Source organism: Hymenobacter chitinivorans DSM 11115 (genome assembly GCF_002797555.1).
In the GTDB taxonomy this organism is placed as follows: Bacteria; Bacteroidota; Bacteroidia; order Cytophagales; family Hymenobacteraceae; genus Hymenobacter; species Hymenobacter chitinivorans.
In genome coordinates this window covers 620,258-636,661 of the sequence record NZ_PGFA01000001.1, presented here as the reverse complement: position 1 = coordinate 636,661, position 16,404 = coordinate 620,258, and the positions used below count along the sequence as shown (strand labels likewise).

The 16,404-nt window shown below is 60.5% G+C and carries 17 protein-coding genes; 14 read left to right on the top strand and 3 right to left on the bottom strand.

All coding sequences use genetic code 11. The features are described from left to right. The first annotated feature begins 147 nt into the window (after window positions 1–147). Window positions 148–1,005 carry a dienelactone hydrolase family protein gene (locus tag CLV45_RS02525; RefSeq protein ID WP_100334823.1) on the top strand — a complete coding sequence of 286 codons (858 nt, stop codon included), beginning with the start codon at window positions 148–150 and terminating at the stop codon, window positions 1,003–1,005. 63 nt (window positions 1,006–1,068) lie between these two features. Here CLV45_RS02525 and CLV45_RS02520 read toward each other — a convergent pair whose 3' ends face one another. From CLV45_RS02520 to CLV45_RS02510, 3 genes are all read right to left on the bottom strand, one after another. Further along, a complete protein-coding gene (locus CLV45_RS02520; RefSeq protein WP_245882575.1) occupies window positions 1,069–3,762 on the bottom strand; it encodes an alpha-L-rhamnosidase-related protein in 2,694 nt (897 codons plus the stop codon). A 180-nt stretch (window positions 3,763–3,942) separates the two neighbouring features. Then, entirely contained in the window at window positions 3,943–5,502 is a 1,560-nt protein-coding gene (locus CLV45_RS02515; protein WP_100336930.1) for a M28 family metallopeptidase, read from the bottom strand. Window positions 5,503–5,640: 138 nt separating this feature from the next. Beyond that, window positions 5,641–6,054 (bottom strand): response regulator, encoded by a 414-nt coding sequence (locus tag CLV45_RS02510; RefSeq protein ID WP_100334821.1) that lies wholly within the window; start codon window positions 6,052–6,054, stop codon window positions 5,641–5,643. A 184-nt stretch (window positions 6,055–6,238) separates the two neighbouring features. Between CLV45_RS02510 and CLV45_RS02505 the strand changes: the two genes are divergently transcribed. From CLV45_RS02505 to CLV45_RS02445, 13 genes are all read left to right on the top strand, one after another. After that, on the top strand, window positions 6,239–6,793 hold the full coding sequence (locus CLV45_RS02505) for a hypothetical protein (protein WP_100334820.1): 555 nt from the start codon (window positions 6,239–6,241) through the stop codon (window positions 6,791–6,793). Continuing rightward, the gene (locus tag CLV45_RS02500; protein ID WP_100334819.1) at window positions 6,783–7,343 is read left to right on the top strand and encodes a hypothetical protein; all 561 of its coding nucleotides are present in this window, start codon (window positions 6,783–6,785) and stop codon (window positions 7,341–7,343) included. Before CLV45_RS02505 ends, CLV45_RS02500 begins: the two co-directional genes overlap by 11 nt. A gap of 233 nt (window positions 7,344–7,576) precedes the next feature. Next, window positions 7,577–8,143: a hypothetical protein gene (locus CLV45_RS02495; RefSeq protein WP_157807246.1), complete on the top strand. Its 567-nt coding sequence runs from the start codon at window positions 7,577–7,579 to the stop codon at window positions 8,141–8,143. A gap of 70 nt (window positions 8,144–8,213) precedes the next feature. Next, window positions 8,214–8,504, top strand: coding sequence for a putative quinol monooxygenase (locus CLV45_RS02490; RefSeq protein WP_100334817.1), 291 nt, complete (start codon window positions 8,214–8,216; stop codon window positions 8,502–8,504). Between the two features lie 18 nt (window positions 8,505–8,522). Continuing rightward, a complete protein-coding gene (locus CLV45_RS02485; protein WP_157807245.1) occupies window positions 8,523–9,074 on the top strand; it encodes a hypothetical protein in 552 nt (183 codons plus the stop codon). A gap of 79 nt (window positions 9,075–9,153) precedes the next feature. Further along, complete coding sequence (locus CLV45_RS02480; RefSeq protein ID WP_100334815.1) at window positions 9,154–10,965, top strand: ABC transporter ATP-binding protein; 1,812 nt, start codon at window positions 9,154–9,156, stop codon at window positions 10,963–10,965. Window positions 10,966–11,066: 101 nt separating this feature from the next. Next, window positions 11,067–11,657: an REP-associated tyrosine transposase gene (locus CLV45_RS02475; protein ID WP_100334814.1), complete on the top strand. Its 591-nt coding sequence runs from the start codon at window positions 11,067–11,069 to the stop codon at window positions 11,655–11,657. 377 nt (window positions 11,658–12,034) lie between these two features. After that, the gene (locus tag CLV45_RS02470) at window positions 12,035–12,739 is read left to right on the top strand and encodes a hypothetical protein (RefSeq protein WP_100334813.1); all 705 of its coding nucleotides are present in this window, start codon (window positions 12,035–12,037) and stop codon (window positions 12,737–12,739) included. A gap of 340 nt (window positions 12,740–13,079) precedes the next feature. Next, window positions 13,080–13,670, top strand: a complete 591-nt coding sequence (locus CLV45_RS02465) for a hypothetical protein (RefSeq protein ID WP_157807244.1) — start codon at window positions 13,080–13,082, stop codon at window positions 13,668–13,670. A 184-nt stretch (window positions 13,671–13,854) separates the two neighbouring features. Beyond that, complete coding sequence (locus CLV45_RS02460; protein WP_100334811.1) at window positions 13,855–14,508, top strand: hypothetical protein; 654 nt, start codon at window positions 13,855–13,857, stop codon at window positions 14,506–14,508. 59 nt (window positions 14,509–14,567) lie between these two features. Beyond that, complete coding sequence (locus CLV45_RS02455) at window positions 14,568–15,059, top strand: hypothetical protein (RefSeq protein WP_100334810.1); 492 nt, start codon at window positions 14,568–14,570, stop codon at window positions 15,057–15,059. Window positions 15,060–15,092: 33 nt separating this feature from the next. Beyond that, window positions 15,093–15,515 carry a hypothetical protein gene (locus tag CLV45_RS02450; RefSeq protein ID WP_157807243.1) on the top strand — a complete coding sequence of 141 codons (423 nt, stop codon included), beginning with the start codon at window positions 15,093–15,095 and terminating at the stop codon, window positions 15,513–15,515. A gap of 209 nt (window positions 15,516–15,724) precedes the next feature. Then, the gene (locus CLV45_RS02445; protein ID WP_157807242.1) at window positions 15,725–16,384 is read left to right on the top strand and encodes a DUF4240 domain-containing protein; all 660 of its coding nucleotides are present in this window, start codon (window positions 15,725–15,727) and stop codon (window positions 16,382–16,384) included. Window positions 16,385–16,404: the final 20 nt, after the last annotated feature.

Genomic DNA, 16,404 nt, shown 5'->3' with positions numbered 1-16,404 from the left:
ATTCTTTGACCCGACAAGAGCTGTAAAACCCCAATTGCTCGCTGTAATTGGGGTTTTCTGCTTTATATGCCCGGCCTCCGCGCAGCCCACAAAGCCGGACTTATGCCTATATTACCTCAACAAATCACCGGCCTCACCCCTGCTTGTATGGATCAGCGCATTATCAACCTCTTCGATGAGTACACCCACAAGCCCCTGACCCGCAAGGAATTTATGGAGCGCCTCGTGAAGCTGACCGGGGGGCTGGCCCTGGCCATGACGGCCCTTTCGGTGCTGGACCCGGGCTACGCCGAAGCCGCTACGGTGGAAGAATCCGACAAGGACCTGGTGCTGGAGGACGTGACCTGGCCGGGCGACTCCTCCCCCATGAGAGGCTACTTGGCCCGGCCCAAGGGCCGCAAAAAGCGCGGGGCCGTGGTGGTAATTCACGAAAACCGCGGCCTGACGCCCCACATCAAGGACGTGACGCGCCGGGTGGCCAAGGCCGGCTACCTGGCCCTGGGCGTGGATGCCTTGTCGCCGTTTGGGGGCACGCCGGCCAACGAGGACGAGGGCCGCACCCTCATTGGCAAGCTCGACGCCCAGCAGAACCTGAGCAACTACCTGCGGGCCCTGAACTACCTGCGCAGCCGCCCCGACAGCAACGGCAAAACCGGCTGCGTGGGCTTCTGCTGGGGCGGGGCGCTGGCCAACCAGCTAGCCGTGCACGACTCCCTGCTCAACGCGGCGGTGGCCTACTACGGCATGCAACCCAAAGCCGAGGACGTGCCGATGATAAAGGCCGCGGTGATGCTGCACTACGGCGGCCTCGATGAGCGGGTAAACGCCGGCGCTGCCGCCTACGAGGCCGCCCTGAAAGCCGCCCGCGTGCCCTACCAGCAATTCATTTACGCAGGCGCCAACCACGCCTTCAACAACGACTCCTCCCCGGCCCGCTACAACGCCGAAGCCGCCAAGCTGGCCTGGGACCGGACGCTGGGCTTATTCAAGGAAAAGCTTTCCTAGCCCTTATAGCTCCCAAAAAAGGCCCGGCAGCTGACTGCCGGGCCTTTTTGCTGCGAGGTGGCTTCAGTCAATCTTGGTCAGGCGCAGGTAGTCGAGCATAGCCTGGTTGACTTCGCCGTTCATGTTTTCGTTGGCCGCCTCGAAGGTGAGAGTGAGGGGGTGCAGACCTGTTTCCAGGCGCACGAGGATGGGGTTGGAAAAGCCCCAGTCGGACCATTCGTCTACTGCACGCTGGGGCAATACCACGGTGCCTAGCTGCTGCCGGCCCCGGCGCAGGGTCCGGATTGCGCACTTATTGCTGGTATTGAGGGGTCCGTTGCCGTTGGCGTAGCGAAAATCAATGGCGTAGAGGCCAGCTTCGGGCACCGTGACGGGTACGGCCAGGGTTTTGTTCTGAGTGCTGCTGATTTCCACGAACCCAGCGCCGGTGTAGCCTTTGTAGGACTTACTCGACTTGGAGCGGCCCGTACCCAGGTCGTAGATGCGCTGAAACTTGCGGGCCGGCACGGCCAACGGCTCACTGGCGAAGGACTCGTAGTTCCGCGAGTCGACGGCCACCACCTGGTATTCGGCGTAGGTGGGGGCTGAGGGCAGGGCAAACTCGGGCGAGGTGGTACGGGCCGCAAATTGGCCGTTGCGCAGCACCTGATAGGCTTTGGCCCCTTCCACCGGTGCCCAAGTCAGGCGGCCGGCGGCGTAGTGCACTTCCGGGGTCATCGGGGCCGCGTGGGGCGGGGCGTGCGTCACTTTGTAGCTGACCTCGGGCAGGCTGTTTACCAGTTTAATCTGCACGGTGTGGGTACCGGTTAGGGTGGCGGGCACGGCCGCAGCGGGCAACTGCTGGCCATCAAGAGTAATGCTGTCGATGCGGTTGCCGAAGCCTTGCACTTCTATGTCAAGCACGGCCCGGCGGTAGCGAAAACCGGTGAGGCGGCGGGTACCCTGCAAAGCTTGGGGCACGAAGGGTTGGAAGACCAGCCGGTCGGGCTGAAAATCCATGCCAAACAGGCCCTTATACACCAGCCCCAGGCTCCCGGAAAGGCTCCAGAGCATGTTGCTGCTGTTGATTTGGGTGCCGGCAAAGTCGCCGTTGGAGGCTACGAAGTTCTCCTTGTTGGTCAGGAACAGCGCCGCGGGGCGGGCCACGGCCATCAGGCTTGCCAGAAACGAATCCTCGTTGCCGACCTTAGCCGCCGCCAGCCCCCAGTAGCTTTGCACGAAGGGCCAGACGGCGTTATTGTGGTAGGGCGGAATGCCCGAAATCTGCGGGTAGATGCAGGGAATGCCATAGTCCATGACGGGTGTGTGGGTTACCACCGTTTGGGCCCGGCGGCCGGCGGCCACGCCAAAGAGCACCGTCAACGCCTCACCCAGGGCCTCGGCTTTCGGCGAGAGGTGCTGATACACCCGGCCGTAGCGAAATTGCCCGTAGTAGCCCTGCTCTGCCAGCCAGAGGTATTGGTTGATACCATTTTTTATCCGCGCGGCCCGCTGCTGCGCCGCCTGCGCCACGACGGCGTCGCCGAGCGTAGTGGCCATCTGTGCCAGCACCTGGTTGGCCTGGAAATGCACGGCATTGGTGCCCAGGCTTTCCGACTGGTAGATATCCACGGGCTGCATCCACTTGGGGTAGGTTTGCTCCCGCCAGTCCAGAAACGACGATTCCCCGCGCACGAGGCCGGTTTGCGGATTATAGGCATTGAGCACATCGTCCTCAAGCGAGTTTTTGATAATCGGGTAGACCTGCCTGAGCCAGGCTTCGTCGCCGGTAGTGAGGTAGATTTCCCAGGCGGCCACGGCCCAGATCATCCGGTCGGTGGAACACGGGTAGGCCCCGCCGGTGCCGGTGTCCTGAATGATGCGGCCCCGGGGCGTGACTTTGCGCAGCAGGCTGGTTTTGGCGACTTCCGGCTGCAGGGCGGCCTGGGCCAGAATGATGCTGTAGCTGATGTCGCGGGTCCAGACCCCGGCCCACTCCTTGCCGGTGCGAAACGTGCCGTCGGGCTCGACGGCCCGCTTGGCTTCTTCCAGGGCCAGGTTGTACAGCGCGTCGAGCAGCGGGTAGTCGGAAGTGAGCTGCGGAAATTCGGTGGTATCGAGGGTTTGCTGCCAATGGGCGGCAGTGGTTTCCGCGTCGGAATGGGCGTTGAGCACCACCGTGGTTTCGTAGATGCCGTTGCCGTCGGGGTCAGTCAGCTCCAGCCCGGGCTTGTGGATCAGGTTGTCGAAGTCCCAGCTGAGCGGGGCGGTATTGCCGGCCACCAACACGTGCTTGAAGTCGGCCTGGTAGAGCTTCTGCCCATTATAGAGCTGGTAAAAGCCCTGCTGCCGAAACGCGGCCAGCATAGGCCGCAGATCCAGCCGAATCCGGAGCGGAGTGTTGGGCGCCAGATAGGTATCGGCGGGCACGGGCGTCTGGTCCACGTACTGCTGGCCGAATACGATGACCGGCGTTTCGAGCGGCTGCCCGGCCCGGGGCAAGGCCATGATGACGTGGTCCTGGCCGGGCGGCATTTCGTTGTCCTTACCGTTGAGGCTGAATTTGAAGCTGATCCGGGGGCTCTGAAACGCGTTGGCCGGGCTACGGTAGCTTGAGGTCAGTTCCCGGCGCGACACGGCCCGGGCCACGTGCGGCCCCTGCACCACCGAGTCGGGGTACACCGCGTAGGCCGCCGAGTGCCACAGCGGCGCCGCGCTGGCCGGCGCGGCAACTGGTGGCGGAGTAATGGAAGAAGTAGAAGGCGAATTTTTGGGCACCTGGCAGGATCCTAAGGCAAGCAGTGACAGGAAAAAACGGGCGGGGAATTTCATACGAAACGGCTGTGGCGGGGTCCTAAACTACGCGCCGAACGGCAAACCAGTGGCCCGGCCCGAACGCGCAACGCCCCGGCAGACGAGCTGGCGGGGCGTTGGGTATTTGTTAACTGCCAGCCGTTGTTACTGGGCCTTGGCGGCGGGCAAAGGCTTGCGGGGCAGCTTCTGGTCCCGCATGGCAGCGTTATACACGAAGGTGGCCACTACCACGGCCGCCTGCTTGAGGTCGTTGGGCGGCAGCCGCTCGTAGGTGTCCATGTTGGTGTGGTGGGTGCGGGTGCCGTAGTCGAGAGGGTCCTGAATAAACTGGAAGCCCGGCAGCCCCACCGCGTCGAAGGAGAGGTGGTCGGTGCCGCCGGTGTTGCGCTTGGTGACGGTAGTGGCGCCGAGCGAGGCCAGGGGCTTGAGCCACTCGGTGAAAATGGGCACCACCGCCTCGTTGCCCTGGGTGTAGATGCCGCGAATCTTGCCCGCGCCGTTGTCCAGGTTGAAGTAGGCGGCCAGCTTGGCGTGGTCGGGCAGCAGCTGCATAGTGGCCGGGTCGGCGAAGTGGTTTTTCACGTAGTTTTTCGAGCCGTGCAGACCCTGCTCCTCCTCGCCCCACAGGGCAATGCGGATGGTGCGCCGGGGCTGCACGCCGGCCGCTTTCAGAATCCGGACGGCCTCCATCATAATGGCGCAGCCGGCGGCGTTGTCGGTGGCCCCGCTGGCGGCGTGCCAGGAGTCGAGGTGGCCGCCGAGCATGACGACCTCACTTTTGAGCTTACGGTCGGTGCCCGGAATTTCGGCCACCACGTTGTAGCCTTTCAAGTCCTGGGTTTGGAAGCGGGTGCGGGTTTCGAGCTCAATTTCGACCGGAATACCGGCTTCGGCCAGCCGAATCAGGCGGAGCTGGTCTTCGGGCGCCATTTCCATTTCGGGCAGCACGGGCTTGGCGTCGGGGGCGTAGGGCGCGCCGTTGGTGGTAAAGAACGTGCCTTCGGAACCGCCGCGGCTGCTGAGCACGGCCACGGCCCCTTCGCTGAGGTAGAACTCGGCCAGCTTGGCGCGCAGGGCGGCCTGGGCCCGGCGGGTAGCCAGCTGCCGCTCGGCGTCGGGAGAAGCGGCCGGCGTGGCCGGGGTAGCCGGGGCTTCGGTCAGTTTCTGGAGCTCGGCGTCGGTGTAGCGGCGGGCATCGGGCTCGAAGTTGGTTTTGGGCGGCTGGGCCACGTCGGTCAGCACGATTTTGTCGCGCAGCCGGCCCTTGTAGGCGTCCAGGTCGGCTTCGGCAGTGGCTTTTACCACCACCACCTGCTTTTTGACCGTGCCCGGCGTCGAGGGCGTCCAGGCCTTGGGGGCCCCAATCATGGCGTGGTAGTAGGGCGCCGTCAGGGCCACGTACGACTTCTCGATGTCCCAGCCCCGGCCGAACGTGCCCCAGGGCTCGATGCTGGCGTTGACCAGGCCCCAGCTGGTGAGCTGCTGCTTGGTCCAGGCGTTGGCGCGCTGCAGGCCGTCGGAGCCCGCCAGGCGCGGGCCGCTGACGTCGGTTAGGTAGAAGGCCGTTTCCATCACCTTCGAGCGGTTCAGGCCTTCATCCTTGATTTTTTCCAGCATGGCCGCATCCACTTTTTCGGATTGCTGGGCCTGAGCCGATTGCAGCAGCACGCCGCCGGCCAACGTGAGAAGGACGATTTTATTCATCATAAATAGCAAGAAGCGGAACGGGATAATACCACCAAAGAACCGGGGGCCGCGCCGAAGTTGCAGCGCGGCGGCCTTGCTACCCAAGATACGGTTCTGCCGGCAGCTTTACCACCGCTCCCGCGGGCCGCTGATCAGCTAGTTTAGTAGCTGGCCAAAGTGCTGACTTAGAATGGTGTGCACCTTTTCCCGGGTTAGGGGCTTGTTCAAAAACCCGCCAATATGCAGCTGCTCTACCCGCTGCACGTCGCGCGGGTGCAGGGAAGTAGAGAGCATGATAACCACGCTGGAGTGCTGCCGGGCCAGGGGTAGCTCGGCGTAAGCGTCCAGAAAGTCGAAGCCGTTCATGACGGGCATGTTCACGTCGAGCAAAATCAGCACCGGGCAGCCCTCCGCGGCGGCGCAGTGCTCTTGCAGCAGGGCAATGGCCTCCTTCCCGTTTAAGGCAATCAGCAGCTTCTCAGTCAGGTGGAGCTCGTCGAGCAGGCGCTGGTTGAGAAAGTTGGTAATAGGGTCATCATCGACCAGCAGAACACAGGGAAGCTTGGGCATGCGCGGGGTACGAGGAATACAGCCCGCCGCAGTTGGCCGCGGGCTAATCTAACAGCATACGCAACGGGGCGGGCAGTGTTGGTAAAGCCGGCCACCCGGCGGGCCGACTGTTACCCTGGTAGTATCCGGCACTTTGTGCATCTTCGGCTTCCGGGCCACGGCAGCCCGGTATCTACCCCGAATTATGACCTTTTTACTGCGCCTCCGGCACTGGCAATTATTTCTGCTGACCTGGGGCATCGGCCTGCTGCTCGACGTGGTTTCCGTGTTCAACCTGAAACTGCTGCTGTACTCGTTGCCAGTAATTATGCTGCTGTTCTGCGTGGGGCTGTTTGGCTGGGTCTGGGCCATTGCCACGGGCTTGTTTGCCCAGCTGCCACCGGGCACCACGCTCCGGCTGGGGCGGTTCAAAGCGCTGTTTCTGGTGCCGCTGCTCTACATCGGGCTGGTCCTGGCCGTCATGGGCGGCCTTTTCTGGTTCAGGGCCGGGCCCGCTGACTCCGGTCTGGGCGCGGCGGCCTTTCTCATCGTGCCCCTGCACCTGTTTTCGATGGGCTGCATTTTCTATGGGCTGCGCTTTGCGGCCAAGGTGCTCAAATCGGTGGAGCTACAGCGCGAGGCTCACTTCAGCGACTACGCCGCCGAGTTTTTCCTGCTCTGGTTTTCCTTCGTCGGCGTCTGGATTCTGCAGCCCCGCCTCAACCAATTGGCTGGTTCCCAGGCACCCGATGAGTTCTAAGCCGCTCCTGGGCTTTGGCTTCTGGCGCAGCCTGGCCGAGCCGCTGTTGCCCGACCCGGCGTGGTTTGTGGACGCCCACTGGGCCGCTTCGGAAAGGCAGATGGTGCTGGCCTATCTGCGGCAAGGCCGGCCCCTGCAGCAGTGGATGGGCCAAAGCTGGTGCCGTTTGGGGTGCGGCAACACCACCCTGGGCTCGGCCGACCTGACCGACGGCACTTACTGCTGGCCCGAAGGCCTGGCTCACTACCTGGAACAGCACCAGCTGCGCCTACCCGCGGAAATTATTCACCACATCCGGGCGCAATCGGCTTTTCCGTCTGCCCAAGCCCAGGCCATTGCCCCCTATTGCCCCGTCGACAACAGGTGGTGGCTCACCCAACGGGGCTGGCTCGACGCGGCTTCGGACTTTTCCACCGGCTCCGCGGCCTCAGACCAGGACCTGCTGCGTCGCCACGAGCGGAACCTCCTTGACTACGGACCGGAGTCGGAAGAAGCTCAGCAAATCCGGCGGCAGCTGCTGGAAAACATCCGCCGCAAGTGGCAGCAATAAGCATGGCTCCAGAACGCCTGGCTTCGAAGCATTTAGGTAGCAATCAGTAGCCGGCGCGACCCTTTTTTTTCGGCCGCACTGGCTACTTTCTTGCCTGAAGTAAGACCCCACTTATACCGCTCTACTTGCCCACCTCCAAGCCCAACGGCCGGGAGCTCGACCCGAAATTATGCACTCCTCTTTCGCCCCGTATTTCTGGTAAATGCTGCCCCAGGGCCGTATTTTCAGAAACTATGAAGCGACTATTCTACGGCAGCATAGCCCTTCTTGGTGGCAGCTGCGCCCCGCACTCCCCGGCTAGCCCACCCGGCCGGTTTTATGATTTCAACATCGAAGTCAGCCTCCGACACCCGGTGGGCGGTTTGCAGGAGCGCTACATCCTGGCCAACCTGCGCCCCTCCGAGCACACGGCCCACAACGTGGGCTGGAACCCGGGCCAGCTCCGCCCCCACACCTTGCACGTGGTCAAGTACGCCACCTCGACCGACGCCCGTCGCCGCCCGGTGGCCGACCCGCGCGACACGCTCCGCATCGAGCTGCGCCGCGGGCAGATGGACACGCTTTACGCCCTGACCACGGCCCTGTTTGCCCAGCCCGGCCCCCAAAACCTGACGCCGGGTCTGGCCGCCACGCCCGGCCCGGTGTCCGACGAACTTTCGGCCACCGTCGACTTCAACCTGGGCCCGGGCGGCAACCGCTACAAGGCCCACGTGCCGGCCGCGGCCCAGAACTTTGCCTTGAGTACCTACCTCAAGCGCATCGTGATTCAGCACCGGCGCCGCCACCCGCCCATCACCTGATTTCGGCAGCTTGGCGGACCGCAAGAATCAGGAAAAGTCTATCTTCCCCCTTATTCTTACCCCTACCGCCATGACCGTCGAATACATCCGCTACCGTATTGCCGCCGACCAGCAGCCGGCCTTCACCCAAGCCCTGCGCAGCGCCAACGAACTGCTGGCCCAGGCCCCCGACTGCCTCACTTATCAGCTGACCCACTGCGAGGAAGACCCCGAGCTCTACATCTGGCGCATCGAGTGGACCTCGGTAGACCGCCACCTCAACGGCTTCCGCAAGAGTGCCCAGTTCGGCGCGTTCTTTCAGCTGGTGAAACCCTTCTACCAGAGCATTCAGGAAATGAACCACTACGCGGTAGTGGAGTAAAACTATAAGGATAGAGCTATGAAGAAGCGAGTCATTAGTACACTTACCGTTTCCACTTTTTGCTTATTGATAAGCAGCTGCGTGGCGGTGAGCAAGCGTAAATTCTGGGCCTGGAGCAAACTAAAATCGGAAACCACCTCTACTCCTTATGTAGCTTTTATTGAGATAAACTTAACGAAAGAGACAGTTTTTCTTCCGACACCACTTATTATGACAGAAATTAATTACTCACAGAACTATCTACTTGATATTGATTTTCACACCGACACCATCAACCAATACAAATCCCTGGATTCTATCCAATACAGTATTTCCGCACCAGGTAACAGCGTAACACAAGCGGGAGTACTACCCATCAAAAATGGCAAGCTCAGCATCCGCTCCTATTCCCCAGGCATTTATCGGGCCCAGTGTACTACTGAGCCCCGGATTCAACTTGGCAAGCAGAAGCAGGGACTCAACGGCACTTTCATCATTTATGCAACCGATATAAACAATCAGCCGAAACCAGTTTTCATCAACGACATCAGCCTTGCCTATCACAAGCCTAAACTTTGGGGTTTCTTTTAACCGCCTTCCACCCCAAAATAACCCCACACCCCTCCCGCGCGTCTAACCGGACACTACCACACCGTCCGTTCTGCCGCTCATGAGTCTCTGGGAAATTATCCGCCGCCTCTACCCTTACGTTCTGCCTTACCGCCGCCTGGTCATCAGCACCCTGCTGCTGACCTTGGTGGGCTCGTTGGCGGCCCAGGTCAACCCGTTTGTGCTGCGCTATACCGTGGATACGGTGCAGGGTTTGCTCAACCGTAATCTGGGCCTGGCGCAGGGTCTGGATTTGCTGCTCTGGGTGAGCGTGCTGCTGCTGGGCAAGGAGGTTATCAACACCTTTATCCAGTTCGGGCAGAAGTTCTACGGGGAGAAAATCCGCATCAACGTGTCGAGCACCTTGTCCCAGGATGCCATTCACAAGCTGCTGAGCTACGAGCTGGGCTTTTACTCCGACAGCGGCAACCAGGCCGGCAAGCTCCAGACCCGCATCGACCGGGGCGTGGAAAGCCTGATGAAGCTGGTCCAGAACTTCTTTATCGACATCCTGCCCCTGTTTGCCAACGCCATTGTGGCCCTGGTGGTCATGTTTATGGCCAATGTGTACGTGGGCCTGGTGGCCGTGGCGGTGCTGCCCGTGTACTTCTGGATCAGCTACCGGCAGGCCGATAAGCTCAATGGCACCCGGCGCGCCCTGCGCGGTCTGCGCGAGGCCAAAAGCCAGGGCCTGGTGAATCTGATTGACTCGGCCGTGGTCATCAAGAGCTTCGTGCGCGAGGATTACGAGGAGCAGAAGCAGGCCCAGGTGCAGCAGAACCTCCAGGAAGCCCAGCTGGCTACGCGCAAAACCAACTTCCTCTACGACGGGCTCAAAACCTTCGTCGAGCAGGTCGGCGTGGTGCTCATCATCATCCTGACGGCTTACCTCGTGCTCGACCGGCAGATCAGCATCGGGGCCATCATGTTCCACATCCTGCTCTTCAACAACGTGTCGGCCCCCATCCGGCAGCTGCACCGCATCTACGACGAGATGAACGAGGCCCTGACCTACTCCGAAGGCTTCTTCGACATCCTCGACGCCGACGATGCCCGCGAGAAAACCGGCCCCATTCAGCCCAACGCCGTGCGCGGCACCTTCGACATCTGCAACGTGGACTTCACCTACCCCAGCGGCACCCAGGCCCTGCACGACGTGTGCCTGACCATCGAGGAAGGCAAAACCACCGCCCTGGTGGGCCTCAGCGGGGCCGGCAAAAGCACCATCATCAACCTGCTCTGCAAGTTCTACGAGCCCGATTCTGGCAAGATGCTGCTCGACGGCAAGCCCCTGGCCGACTACGACACCCACGCCCTGCGCCAGCGCATCGGGCTGGTGCTCCAGAAAAACCACATCTTCAAGGGCACCATCGAGGAAAACATCCGCTACGGGGTGATGGACGCCACGCTGGAGCAAATCCAGGCCGCCGCCAAGCAGGCCTACCTCCACGACCAGATTCTGGAGCTACCCAAGGGCTACCAGAGCGACGCCCAGCAGCTCAGCGGGGGGCAGCAGCAGCGCATTGCCATTGCCCGGCTCTTCCTCAAAAACCCGCCCATCATCTTCCTCGACGAGCCCACCGCCTCCCTCGACGCCATTGCCACCGAGCAAATCAAAAACTCCCTCGACGCCATCAAAAAGGGCCGCACCGTGGTCATCATCTCCCACAGCCTGGCCCAAATCGTGGACTCCGACTGCATCTACGTCATGAAGCAGGGCCGCATGGTGGAAAGCGGCACCCACGAGCAGCTCTACGACAAGCGCGGCACCTACCGCGAGATTTTCGACGCCTCGGCCCGGAGCCTGAATATCGAGAAGCTGGCCCGGGTGATGGTCGATGATGAGGATGAGGTCGGGGATACGGCGGCGTAGACGGTCAGTAGCGCGAACTTTGTAGTTCGCGTGCCCCGCGCCTCTGCAACGATTGTCGTTCAGCCACGCGAACTACAAAGTTCGCGCTACTACCTTACGGCATGGGCGACCTTATTCATTATGAGCGTAATCTACCGCACCGGCTTCCGCCGGGCTCAGATATCTTTCTTACGTTTCGCCTCGCCGACTCTTTACCAGGCAATATCATTCTGCGCTTACAACTACAATTCAGCAGCGGCGAGGAAACGGAAGATAACTACGCCAAACAACGCCGCTATTTCGGCAAGTTTGACAACCTACTAGACGGCGCTACCCATGGCCCGATATGGTTGCAGGAACCCCGAATAGCCGATTTAGTGGGTGCTTCGCTACGTCATTTCCACGGTAAAGCATACCAGCTGATTTGCTATTGTATTATGCCTAACCACGTGCATCTGGTTGTTTCCTTCCCTGATGAAGCGCCACCGTTGGCCAAAACTATTCAACGCATAAAAGGCTACACGGCCTTACAGGCAAATCAGTTGCTAAATCGCAGGGGTCAGTTCTGGCAGCGCGAAACCTACGACCATATCATCCGCAGCAGCGAAGAAATGCAACGCGTAATTGCCTATACAATTAATAACCCAGTGAAAGCAGGATTAGTAGACAACTGGGAGCAATGGCCCTATACCTACTGGGCAGAAACGCAGTAGCGCGAACTTTGTAGTTCGCGTGGCCCGCGCCTCTGCAACGATTGTCGTTCAGCCACGCGAACTACAAAGTTCGCGCTACTACCAGTCCAATATCTGCCCTGCCGCACAGTCGCTCGGCTATGCCGAGTGACCACTACGCTTGAGCAGCTCTGCTGCGAATTGTGCCGCGCTGATAGAACGCCCTAGCGGCGCGGGACGCTCGGGGCGGAGCCCCTCCGGCATAGGCGTCACTCGGCAATAGCCGAGCGACTGCGCCGAAGCAACATCCAAAAATAAACCCGCCCTCCCCGCTTGCCCAACCCCTTGAACTCAATACCTTACGCCCGGTCCGCACTCGACGGTCCGGGCTATTTTATGTATCCTTTACCCCCATTACCATGTCCGCTTACCAGAGTTATTTCGACAACTTTTTCGCGGCCCTGCCCATGTCGCGCACCAACTTTAAAGCCCTGGGCACCGCCACCCACCTGGCCGTGAAGCAGGCCGACCTCGGGGCCGAATTCACCAACCACCTTGCGGCCCTGGAAGCGGCCCTCAACGGCTTCGACGTGAACCTGACCGATGCCGACGAGTCCACAAGCGGGGGTACGGAGGCGTTTCGGGCGGCCCGCAAGCAGTGGCTGGAGTTCGTGGATGACGCCATGAAGGACTACGTGACGCCCAAGCTGCGCAAGCTCCCCGCCTACGCCGATTTTAAGAAGTACAGCAAGAGCAAGCTCGCCGGCCTCGACCAGCCCGAGCTGCTCCAGGATTCCAAGCTCCTGCTCGACCTCTACGCCAAGCACGCCGCCGACCTGGGCCAGCCCGGCCTGCCCGCGGCGGCCAAGGCCGCTTACCAGCAGCTGGCCGCCGCCCACGAAACCCGCGGCACCGCCGGGGCGGCCATTTCCCAGGCCCGCGTGGCCCTCTCGGCCGACTGGCTGAAGCTGGCCCGGGCCCTGCGCCGCCTCAAGGCCCAACTGGAGCTGCGCTTCGAGGAACCCCAGGAGGTGTACCGGTTCTTTGATTTTGGGAAAACGTACATCGCCGGCCGGAAAGCCCCGAAGAAACCCCGCCAAGCCGCCGAGGCTCCGGCCGAGTAGGTCCCGGCTTAGGCCGGAGCCCGGCTCCGCACGTGCAAAAGCCGTCCTTGTCTTGGCAGGGGCGGCTTTTGTAGTTGTGGTAGGGCTTGTCGCCTTAACTAGAGGGGCTTTTGCAACTGCGGAAGCCCGTGTCGTCTCGGTCAGAGGCCCTACAATAAGTAGTGAAGTGCCTGTCGCCTCGGTCAGGGGTACTTTTGTAGTTGTGGTAGGCCGTGTCGTCTTGACGACACGGGTTTTTAGAACGCCGGAAGCGGCTCTGACCGAGGCGACACGAGGTTTTCAAGTTTATTGTGTTGGTTGTCTACCACAATATTCTCTATTACTGCTTTCTATGGGTGAAATGAATAGCATACGGCTCTGTGAGCCACTGGAAGGCGCCGACTTTAAGCCGGTGCTAGACCGTTTTGGGCGGGTGCTCCAACGAATAGGAGCTCCCATGGAGGAGGTGCAACGGATGTTTGATGCCTTTACGTGGGATGTCAACGATATTGGCTGGGTGTTCTCATCCGAGCACGTGTCGGAATTTATTCCTCCTGGCTTTACAATTCCCCTCTATTTAACCATTGACGGGATGGCACCTGAAATGGGGAACGTAGTCGGCAACTGGCTATGCTGCGACTTGTATACCGACACCCACCGGCTGCTCGGACCGGGCTACTTCTACCACGCCCAAGCTCAGCGGCTCGTCGAATACGTAGCGCATGAGCTGCGACGGGAGTTTCCGCAGGCTGCCATATACTTCGTGGACGAGGTGCAGCTCGGAGATTTTGACGCAGCCCGGCAGCCCGACCCTACTAAGCTCTGGGAGTTTGAGTACGCCCTGCTTCCACCCAGCCTGTACGACACCTACGCCGCGGTGCCCGCCACCCACGCTACGGCTTGGCACGAGGAGTATCTGGAAGCCTGGTACCAGGGTCGGTGGCCGAAATAAGACGCCCGCTTTTCTTGAATCATTCCCTACCGGCTGTCACTCGGCCGAGTCAATCGACTGTGCCGAACCCTGCCGTACTCGCACTTGCCTTCTATCCATTCAACAAGATATAGCCTAGCTTCGCCGACCTATTGCCGGGCACGGAGCCCTGGCGGTAGTTGCTTTACTTAGCCTGCTTCTTCCGATGAAAACCACGCTTGCCCTGGGCCTACTAGCCGGCCTGCTGACCGCCTGCCACTCCCAACCCACCGAACAGCCCGCCGCGGCTGCTACGCCCCCACCCGCCGCTGCCGTGGCCCCCGCGCCGGATTCAGCAGCCGAGGCGGAGCCCGAAATGGGCACCATGCGGGCCCTGGCCCAGCCGCTGCCGCCGGCTACGGAAGTTGTGCCGGGGGATTCGGCCCGGGCCCGGCAGTGGCTGATTGCCAGCATCGAGGAGAACTTTGCCGACAAGGTCAAGGAGCAGCAAAACAGTGAGGAAGAAAACCCGGACGGCATCTACTCCCTGCAGTACCTGACCTACAAAACCGACGCCACCTGGCTGGCCTATACCGAGGGGGAAGGCGAGAAAGAAGCCCGGGCTCAACGCGCATTCGAGAAAAAGTGGGGTGGCCGCTACGACACCCGCTACGTGGGCACCGGGGGCTTCTTGTTTACCCAGGAGAACTATGGCAAAGCCAAAGTGACCCAGTGCCGGCTCAAAGAGCAGACGCCCGACCCCGCCTTTGTGTTCGAGGTAGTTATTCACGACCTAAAAAATCAGCACGACGGCAAGGGCGACATTAAGGTGGTGAATACCGCCCAGGGCTATAAGATTGACGACGTGCGGGAGTACTAGTGCCGCTAGCTGCTACCAACGGCGCAACCTATCTTTGGTCATCCGATAAACCCTGTTTCATGCCCTTCTTGAGTCGCCGTGTTTCTACCGCCCGCCCTTTTGCGGGCCGATTATTAGTTACCCTCTTCTGCCTACTACTGGCTACCAGCAGCTACGGGCAGAATCTGTTTCCCGAGAAGTTCAAGGGCTGCAATACCGACCAGTTTGCCCTGGAACGGGATACGGTTACGGCCAAAACCGATACCCAAGCGTTGCTGACGCTTGTCACCTCCGCGCTTAGTACAGCGGAAGCCCAAAAGCTACGGGGCACTTTACTTCTCCAGATTATCGTCGACAACGACGGCAACTCCTGCCTGATTAGTCTTCAAAACGAAACCAATGTAAGAACCAGCAAGCTGCGGCTGAAAGAGAATATCGACGGGAAGCTTCACTGGGAGAAAAGCCGGGCCAAAGTCGCGGCGGTCGTGTTGCTCAAGTTTGAAGAGGGCACCACAACGCTGAAAAGACTGGGCATGGACGGCAAAAAGGGCGTCCACGAGCTGCGGCCGTAGCCGGGCGGCCCTGCAAAATAGGTAATCAAAGCCATGGAAACCCGCATCCTTACGACGCCGATAGCTCAACTTAGAAACCCGGTTGTGGCCGGGCTGGACTTTCGGATTAAGCCGCCTCAACTGCTTATTTATTACCACAGCGACGGAGGCAAAGACATTGACTACGATATCGTCTTTGATAATCCGCGGGGCTTTAAATGCCTGGATGAAGGCGACATGATCAACTATTGGGAAAACCCGCTGCTGGTCGACAACTGGCTTTTCGAGATTCTTAGCGGCGGCTGGCTGGATATGGAGGACTCTGCCGGCGGCTTTAGCTCCAAGGCGCTGGGCTTCCGCGAATTTCTGATTACCGGAATGGATGACTGCATCTCCGTTCTAAGCCAGCAGGAGCCCCGTTTCGTGCAAAGGCCAAACCCGGTGTTGAATTCGGCCCTGCTGCCCCTACTCCGGTAGTGGCCACCGCGGCGGTGATACTATCTGGTGTGGGTGCTGACCCAAGCCGGCTTGCCTTGCAGCAGCGCCTCGTGGGCACTATCTGATGTTGTCTGGCCGGGGCCTAGCTGTTTCCTTTGTCTGAAAACGTGGCTAGCGACACTGCGGCCGGTCGTATCACCCGTGAGTACATGAGAATACTGAAAATACTCCTCTATATCCTGCTCTCTGTGGGAGCCCTGCTTTTTATAGGCTACCGCGTTATTGACTATAAATTCATCCAGTATCAGGAGCGGGAATACGAAGCCTTAGCCCATACGACCTTTACCGAGTCGCCCCGCGTCTTCCCGGATTCCCTCCGCATGCAGGAAAGCACCTTCTGGACGCTTATTGCTACCTCCAAAGCGGCGCACCCGCAGGATCTGGCGCAACAAGCCGCGTACCTGCAGGACACGCTGGCCCAGTTGTCGGACCAGGATATTCTGGGCTTTGAATGCAGGCTGCGGGAGCAGCTCATCCGGGAGTGGAATTACAACATCAAGTCACTCTATCAGATTACCAATGGCTCCTATGTGTCGACCGATGATTTTATCTACTTCCGGGCTTATCTGATTTCCTGCGGGGCGGACGTCGTACAAGCGGCACTGCAGAACCCGGAGCAGCTTACGATTCCCCTCGACCGGCTCGACGCCTCGGGAGAGGAAATGCTTCAAGTAGCCAAGAATGCCTATGCCCAAAAGCACCATACCACCGGCGGCCCGGATCCACACAGCCCGGGGGAGCAGCCCCTGGCGGTGGATTATGACCTGGGCAATTACCGGATGACCGGCACCTACATTGCCCCCGCGGATTTTGACCGGTACTATCCCCATCTGACGGCCCGCTACTAAGGCCATTACCGCTGCGGACT

What these genes read in the sequence shown, in the direction of transcription:
- CLV45_RS02525 (WP_100334823.1), top strand. Translation starts at nt 148, where the DNA reads ATGGATCAGCGCATTATCAACCTCTTCGATGAGTACACCCACAAGCCC.
- CLV45_RS02515 (WP_100336930.1), bottom strand. Translation starts at nt 5,502, where the DNA reads ATGAATAAAATCGTCCTTCTCACGTTGGCCGGCGGCGTGCTGCTGCAA.
- CLV45_RS02510 (WP_100334821.1), bottom strand. Translation starts at nt 6,054, where the DNA reads ATGCCCAAGCTTCCCTGTGTTCTGCTGGTCGATGATGACCCTATTACC.
- CLV45_RS02505 (WP_100334820.1), top strand. Translation starts at nt 6,239, where the DNA reads ATGACCTTTTTACTGCGCCTCCGGCACTGGCAATTATTTCTGCTGACC.
- CLV45_RS02500 (WP_100334819.1), top strand. Translation starts at nt 6,783, where the DNA reads ATGAGTTCTAAGCCGCTCCTGGGCTTTGGCTTCTGGCGCAGCCTGGCC.
- CLV45_RS02495 (WP_157807246.1), top strand. Translation starts at nt 7,577, where the DNA reads ATGAAGCGACTATTCTACGGCAGCATAGCCCTTCTTGGTGGCAGCTGC.
- CLV45_RS02490 (WP_100334817.1), top strand. Translation starts at nt 8,214, where the DNA reads ATGACCGTCGAATACATCCGCTACCGTATTGCCGCCGACCAGCAGCCG.
- CLV45_RS02485 (WP_157807245.1), top strand. Translation starts at nt 8,523, where the DNA reads ATGAAGAAGCGAGTCATTAGTACACTTACCGTTTCCACTTTTTGCTTA.
- CLV45_RS02480 (WP_100334815.1), top strand. Translation starts at nt 9,154, where the DNA reads ATGAGTCTCTGGGAAATTATCCGCCGCCTCTACCCTTACGTTCTGCCT.
- CLV45_RS02475 (WP_100334814.1), top strand. Translation starts at nt 11,067, where the DNA reads ATGGGCGACCTTATTCATTATGAGCGTAATCTACCGCACCGGCTTCCG.
- CLV45_RS02470 (WP_100334813.1), top strand. Translation starts at nt 12,035, where the DNA reads ATGTCCGCTTACCAGAGTTATTTCGACAACTTTTTCGCGGCCCTGCCC.
- CLV45_RS02465 (WP_157807244.1), top strand. Translation starts at nt 13,080, where the DNA reads ATGAATAGCATACGGCTCTGTGAGCCACTGGAAGGCGCCGACTTTAAG.
- CLV45_RS02460 (WP_100334811.1), top strand. Translation starts at nt 13,855, where the DNA reads ATGAAAACCACGCTTGCCCTGGGCCTACTAGCCGGCCTGCTGACCGCC.
- CLV45_RS02455 (WP_100334810.1), top strand. Translation starts at nt 14,568, where the DNA reads ATGCCCTTCTTGAGTCGCCGTGTTTCTACCGCCCGCCCTTTTGCGGGC.
- CLV45_RS02450 (WP_157807243.1), top strand. Translation starts at nt 15,093, where the DNA reads ATGGAAACCCGCATCCTTACGACGCCGATAGCTCAACTTAGAAACCCG.